The organism is Streptomyces sp. CC53 (genome assembly GCF_001865245.1).
GTDB lineage: Bacteria > Actinomycetota > Actinomycetes > Streptomycetales > Streptomycetaceae > Streptomyces.
The window spans coordinates 1-6,131 of record NZ_MKXB01000028.1 but is presented as its reverse complement, the minus strand read 5'-3'; the positions used below and the strand labels follow the sequence as shown (position 1 = coordinate 6,131).

5 protein-coding genes are annotated in these 6,131 nt (G+C 74.8%); 3 read left to right on the top strand and 2 right to left on the bottom strand.

The window, feature by feature from the left end; genetic code table 11:
* On the top strand, positions 1-1,253 hold a 1,253-nt coding region (locus tag BJP40_RS33885; protein WP_177204282.1), incomplete at its 5' end, for a flavoprotein.
* 151 nt (positions 1,254-1,404) lie between these two features.
* Here the strand turns inward: BJP40_RS33885 and BJP40_RS02485 are convergent.
* On the bottom strand, positions 1,405-2,244 hold the full coding sequence (locus tag BJP40_RS02485; protein ID WP_071278249.1) for a ScbR family autoregulator-binding transcription factor: 840 nt from the start codon (positions 2,242-2,244) through the stop codon (positions 1,405-1,407).
* Positions 2,245-2,640: 396 nt separating this feature from the next.
* Here BJP40_RS02485 and BJP40_RS02480 point away from each other — a divergent pair, with 396 nt between their 5' ends.
* On the top strand, positions 2,641-3,408 hold the full coding sequence (locus tag BJP40_RS02480) for a response regulator transcription factor (protein WP_071278248.1): 768 nt from the start codon (positions 2,641-2,643) through the stop codon (positions 3,406-3,408).
* Between the two features lie 1,036 nt (positions 3,409-4,444).
* Here the strand turns inward: BJP40_RS02480 and BJP40_RS02475 are convergent.
* Positions 4,445-5,098: a hypothetical protein gene (locus tag BJP40_RS02475; RefSeq protein WP_079170855.1), complete on the bottom strand. Its 654-nt coding sequence runs from the start codon at positions 5,096-5,098 to the stop codon at positions 4,445-4,447.
* A gap of 269 nt (positions 5,099-5,367) precedes the next feature.
* On the opposite strand from BJP40_RS02475, the gene BJP40_RS02470 reads away from it, so the two are divergent.
* Positions 5,368-5,637 (top strand): phosphopantetheine-binding protein, encoded by a 270-nt coding sequence (locus BJP40_RS02470; RefSeq protein WP_071272235.1) that lies wholly within the window; start codon positions 5,368-5,370, stop codon positions 5,635-5,637.
* The last annotated feature ends 494 nt before the right edge of the window (positions 5,638-6,131 follow it).

Below are 6,131 nucleotides of genomic sequence, written 5' to 3'. Positions count from 1 at the left end.
CGCCCATGCCACACGCCACCTCCGCGCCCGCACCCGAGCCCGCGGCGCCCGGCGTCCCGCACGTCGCGATCGTCGGTGCCGGCCCCGTCGGTCTCGACGCGGCGCTGGCCTGCGCCGACGCCGGGTGGCCGTTCACCGTGTACGAGGCCGCGGACGGTCCGGCCGCGCACGTCGGCGCCTGGGGGCACGTGCGGCTCTTCACCCCGTGGGACCTGAACGTGTCGCCGCGGATGCGCGCCCACCTCGCCGAGGCGCCCCGCGGGGACGACTGCCCGACCGGCGCCGAACTGGTCGCCCGGCTCCTGCGGCCCGTCGCCGGACTGCCCGTGCTGCGGGACCGCATCCGCTACGGGACCCGCGTGGCCGGGATCGCCCGGACCGGCCTGCTCAAGCACGAGCACATCGGGACGCCCACCCGGGCGGGCGCACCGTTCACGCTGCTGCTGGACACCCCGCACGGCGAGGAGAGCACCACGGCGACCCTCGTCCTGGACTGCTCCGGCACCTACGGCCATCCGAACACGCTCGGGGACGGCGGCATCCCCGCACCCGGCGAGCGGTCCCTGGACCACCGCATCACCCGCACCGTCCCCGACACGTCCGACCCGGGCCGCTGGGCGGGCAGCGTGCTCCTGGTGGGCGCGGGCAAGTCCGCGCAGACCGCCGCCCGTGACCTCGCCGCGCTCCCCGGCACGCGGCTCGTGTGGGCGGTGCGCAACCCCGCGCCCGACTGGGGCGAGGTCCCCGAGGACACCCTGCCCGCCCGGCAGGGGCTCGTCGACGCGTCCCGCACGCTCGCGGGCGGCGGCCACGACCGCGTCACGGTCCACACGGGCGCCCGCGTGGTGTCCCTGAAGGAGTCGCCGGACGGCCGGGTGGCGGTGATCCTGGACACCGGCGCAGGGCCCCGGGAAGTGGCAGCCGACCACGTCGTCTCCCTCACCGGCTACACGGGCGACCCGGCACTGCACCGCCAGCTCCAGGTCCACGAGTGCTACGCGACGGGCGCCCCCATGGCCCTGTCGGCGGCGCTGCTGTCCGCCGGCGGCGCGGGCGGCGACTGCCTCACGCAGCCGGCCGCCGGCATCGACCAGCTCCGCAGCCCGGAACCGCACTTCTTCGTCCTCGGCGCCAAGTCGTACGGCCGCCTCAACACCTTCTTGCTGCGCAGCGGCTACGAGCAGGTCGGCGAGGTGGTCGGCGCGTACGCGACGCCGCCCGGCAGCACGGCGCCGGCCGGGTCGGCGCGGTAGACCCGGCCCCCTCGGGTCCGACCGGGCCGACCGCCCGCCCGCCCGCCCGCCACGAGTCGGCGGCGAGCAGTCGACAGCCGCCGGTCGGCCGGTCCGCCGCCGCTCGGCGGGTACGCGTGGTGCGGCGGGTAACCGTGGTGCGGGGGCGCCGTCACCGGCCGCCGTGCACCGTGGAGGCGTGAGGGGCGCCCCGGGTGGGGGCGTTGCGGGGCACCGGGTACCGCGCGGGGCCCGCCGCCGTGGCGCGGGGCGTCCCGTGCGGCGGGCCGGCCGGCGGGGACAGCGGCGGGGACGACGTCACGGCGGGGGACTTGGCGACGGGGCGGACGTCGGCCAGGCTCTGCTGCGGGGCGATGACCGCGTCGGTGCCTGCCGGATCCAGGCGTTCCAGCTCCTCCGGCGTCGCCAGCCGGGGCAGCAGGAGCTGCCAGAAGCCGGTGACCGAGGACCGGGACAGCCACTCCTGGTTGCCACGCCCCAGCACCTCGAAGCCGATCGTCGCGGCGACCACGGCGGCGGCCATGTCCCTGCGGTTCACGCCCGCGGCGAGGCTGCCCTCACCGGCGGCCTCGGCCAGCATCTGCTGGACGAAGTGCTGCCACTCGCGGCGCAGGTCCACCTCGCCGGTCCGGGTGGTGTCGCAGCTCAGCCGGAAGCCGGCCCGGGTGACGGTGTCCCGGCGCAGCAGGTGCGCGAGGGCGTGCGCGGCGTCCGTCAGCGCCTGCAGCGGGGGACTGGCGACGCGCCCGCCGCGGGCTGGGCGCCGCACCGCGCGGTAGGCGGAGCCCAGGGCGCGCGACGCCTCCGTCTCGACGGCCGCGGCGACGGCCGCCTTGTTCTCGAAGTGGAAGTGGAGGGCCCCCGTGCTGACCCCGGCCCCCGTGGAGATCAGCGCGAGCCTCGCCTGGGCGTAGCCGTACTCCTCGAACACCGCGGCAGCCGACTTGATCAGGGCACGGCGGGTGCGCTCGGCCCGTTCCTGCTTGCTCAACGGAGCCTCCCCTCGACAGTGGAGGGCCGGGTGGGGCGGCCCGGACGGGTGGGCGCGGGAGTGGGGGTCTCCTGCACGCAATGGGACTGCAGCATGCACGTATCAAACCATCTCCCTGGTTTGTTTTCTAGTGGACGGCTTCGCGTGTGACGCAATCAGTGCGCTACCCCCGCGCGGCGCGAGAGAGCCCCTCCACCTATCGCTACCACCGATAACACTCCTACACTGGCGGCAGATGAGGCACCCCGACGAGATGTCCGAGGCGAGGCTGCTTGGCGCAGAGCAGGCCGAAAGCGCCTGTCGAACCTTTGACAAACCGCCGCAGCGGTTTGTATTCTTCTGGCGAACGGTCGGCTAGCGGCACTCCAGGCCGCGCGAACGTGCAGGAGCCAGCAGATGAACCAGCAGACCGCAAGTCTCCTCGAAGCCCGCATACTGCACCAGCAGCCCGCCCGGCGCGCGCCCACGCCGCCGCACGGCCCCGCCCCGGACGCCCGCACGGGCCTGCGCATCCTGGTGGTCGAGAACGAAGCGCGTGCCGCCGAGTCCCTGGTCATGGGCCTGCGCCGGCACGGGTACGAGGCGGAGAGCGTCAACACCGGCGCGAGGGCCCTGCAGGCCCACACCGAGACCGACCTCGTGCTGCTCGACCTCGACCTGCCCGACCTCGACGGCCTGGAGGTCTGCCGGGGCATCAGGGCGGCCTCCGACACCCCGATCATCGCCATCACGGCACGCGACACCGAACTGGACCGCGTGCTGGGGCTTCAGGCCGGCTCGGACGACTACATGGTCAAGCCGTACGGGTTCCGCGAACTGATGGCCCGTATCGAGGCCGTCATGCGGCGGGTGCGGCCGCGTCCTCCGGCCGCGCACGTCATCACCAGCGGACCGCTGACCATCGACGCGCGCACCCGTCAGGTACGGCTCGACGGGCGGCCGGTGGAGGTCACCCGCAAGGAGTTCGACCTGCTCTACCTGCTCGCCTCCCAGCCCGAGACCGTCGTCTCCCGCAAGCAGCTGATGACGCAGGTGTGGGACGACTCCTGGTCGCGGCCCGGCCGCACCATCGACACCCACGTCAGCAGCCTGCGCGGCAAGCTCGGTTCCAGCAGCTGGATCATCACCGTACGGGGAGTGGGCTTCCGCTTCGGCCACGCCTGAGCGCGCCCACCGGCAGCCCGCCCGGCCCGCATCCCGCCGGCCCGCCCGTACGCACCCTGCCCCCGCGAATCCACCCGCCCACCACCGGCGGACCCGGCAGCCCGACCGCCCCGCCCCGAGGGCCCGCGGCAGCCCCACCCGGCCCCACACCGGAGACCCGCGCCGCCCCGCCGGCTCACTGCCGCACCCGTCTCGCCCGCCGGCCCCGAACATCCGGGCGGGCAGACCGACCGGCCGCCGGCGCCCGTCGAACGGGCGGAGCCGCCCCCTCCAGGGCACCCCCCGCGGAGTTCGCCGACTCTGCGACCCGGCTCCCCCGGGTGCCCGCCCCGCGACGACCCCGCAGCGCGGTCCGGCCGGCGGCGACCGCAGCGGACCCGCGAGCCTCGGCGCGACCCGACGCGACGACCTCTCCTGCCCGCGCGAGCGGCCCGGACGGGCGCCGCACGAGCCCCCGCGAACCCGGCCGCCGGTACGGACCTGCGACGCACTCCGGTACCGGCACCCAGCGCCTGCACACCCGCTTCCGCCGTGCACGTGCGCCTCGCACCATCCAGGCGTTCGACAGCACCGATCGAACCGCCGACGCCCGGCAGCGCGCGCCCGGCACGACGTCGCCCCACAGTCACGGGCCCGTACGCCCCGGGTCCCCTACGCCTCAAGCCCGCCCGGCACCGGCCGCCTCAGGCCCGTACGCCAGAGGCCCGTACATCTGAGGCCCGGTACGTCTCAGGCCCCGTATGTCTCAGGCCCCGTACGCCTGAGACCCGGTACACCTCAGGCCCGAAGGCGGCCCGTACGCCTCAAGCCCGGTACGCCTCAAGCCCGCTCGCGGCCCGCACGGTCGGGGCCGCACACCGATGTCCGCACCGCACCGGCGGCCCCTCATCGCCGGAGCACCGCACGGCTCCCGACCGCCCACATGCGCCGACGGCCTGCACAACCCCAACCGGGTCGCGCAGGCCGTCGTCACGCAGGCCCCCGGATCAACCAACAGCGTCCCTCCCGGGCGGGGCCGTCCCGTGCTTCGGCGCCTCTACCGCGTGTTCTGCCGGCCCCCCGCCGCGAGACGGCTCATCTGCAGCCACTCGTGGCCCAGCCACCGGTGGGACGGGTCCACGTCGCACACGATGCGGGCGGGCAGCTGGGGCCGGTCCGGCTGGACGGCCGCCGTGAGACCGCCGGGGCAGTCCGGCTCGACGCACGCCCCGATCGGCACCCGGCGCCGCGGACCGGGGTCCACGACCTGCCGGGCCCGGCGCACCAGCCGGGCCACCTCCTCCGTGACGTCCGCCGCGGCAGCGTGCGCGGCCAGCCAGGAGGAGTGGCGCACCAGGAAGGCCGACAGTTCGGCCACCGTGCGGGCCGTGCGCGGGGCCCCGTCGTGCGCGCCGCCGCCGGCCGGGGCCTCGTCGGCGACCACGGTCGCCCACGAGCGCAGGACGTCGACGATGGAGGCGCGGACTTCGGCCACCGCGCCGTCGCCCGGCGCGCCGGGCAGCGTCCCGCACTCGTCGTACAGGGCGGGCAGCCGCTCCAGCTCCCCTGCGAAGCGGTGCCCGCAGGCGGAGCACAGGCGGGATCCGCCCTCGGCGATGCGCCGGGGACGGCCGGACGCCTCCTGGCGCCGGCAGCCCGCCCCCTCGCACTCTTTCGTGACCGTGGGCGACGGAATCGTTCGCTGACTCACCTGTACCCCCCATCATCGAATATCCGCCAAGGTAAGTGGCCGCCCTGAGACGGGACAAGACGATCCGTTCACCTTTGTGGACTTCTTTTCCCGCCCCGCACGGGCCTGAAAGTCCCTGACAGAACATGACAGAGATCTGACACGTCTTCCGTTGACTCCCGTGACGGGAGCGGACAGTCTTCTCCGCAGCCTCCGCTGGACCGTGCCGAGAACCCCGATCGCGTCGTCCACACGGACGGGCCCCCTCTACAGAAGGAAAGGGAACGGGCATGTACAAGCACGAGTTCACCCTTGAGGCCTTCAGGCTGGTTCTCCTGGAGGACGCGGGCCCCGACCAGAGCGTCGACCTCGACCGGGACATCCTCGACGTCGAGTTCGCGGAGCTGGGCTACGCGCCGTCGGCCCTCGCGGAGACGGTCGGCCGGATCGAGCGGGAGTACGGCGTCGTGCTGGACGAGGACCTGTGCAGCGACCACCCGACCCCACGCGGGCTGATCGCCGCCGTCAACGCACAGCTGGAACTGTCCGTCCCGGCCTGATGCCAGGTGTGGCCGAACCCTGTGGACCGGCCGCTTCCCCTTCCCCCCACACCCCACAGCACCGCGGCTGCCGTGCCGACCCGAACCCTCCCCCCAGGCACGGCGGCCGCGGTTCCCCAGCACACGCCACGGGTGGCGGACGACCCGTCACGCCCGAGCGGACGTACCGGCGGACGACGGTGACCGGGAATTCCCGCCCTCCGTCGTTTTCCCGGCAGTCGCCCCACGGACCCCCGGAATTCACCGTGCGTGAAAGGTCCTTTCCGCACGAGAGGGTCGCGGCCCTCCCGCGGCCGGAAGCGGAAGGGCCCGACGGCGGACTCCGCTCCCCCTGCACGGTGTGCCGCACGCGGAAACGCGGACAGCACGCGGCCCCTTCCCCGCGACACCCCCGGCCACCTCGGAATTCTCAGTTCCGTGCGGAATCCGAAGGAATTCCACACCGCATCCGGCGCCTCGGCCCTGCGCGGGGCACCCGGCTCCCCCTGCACCCG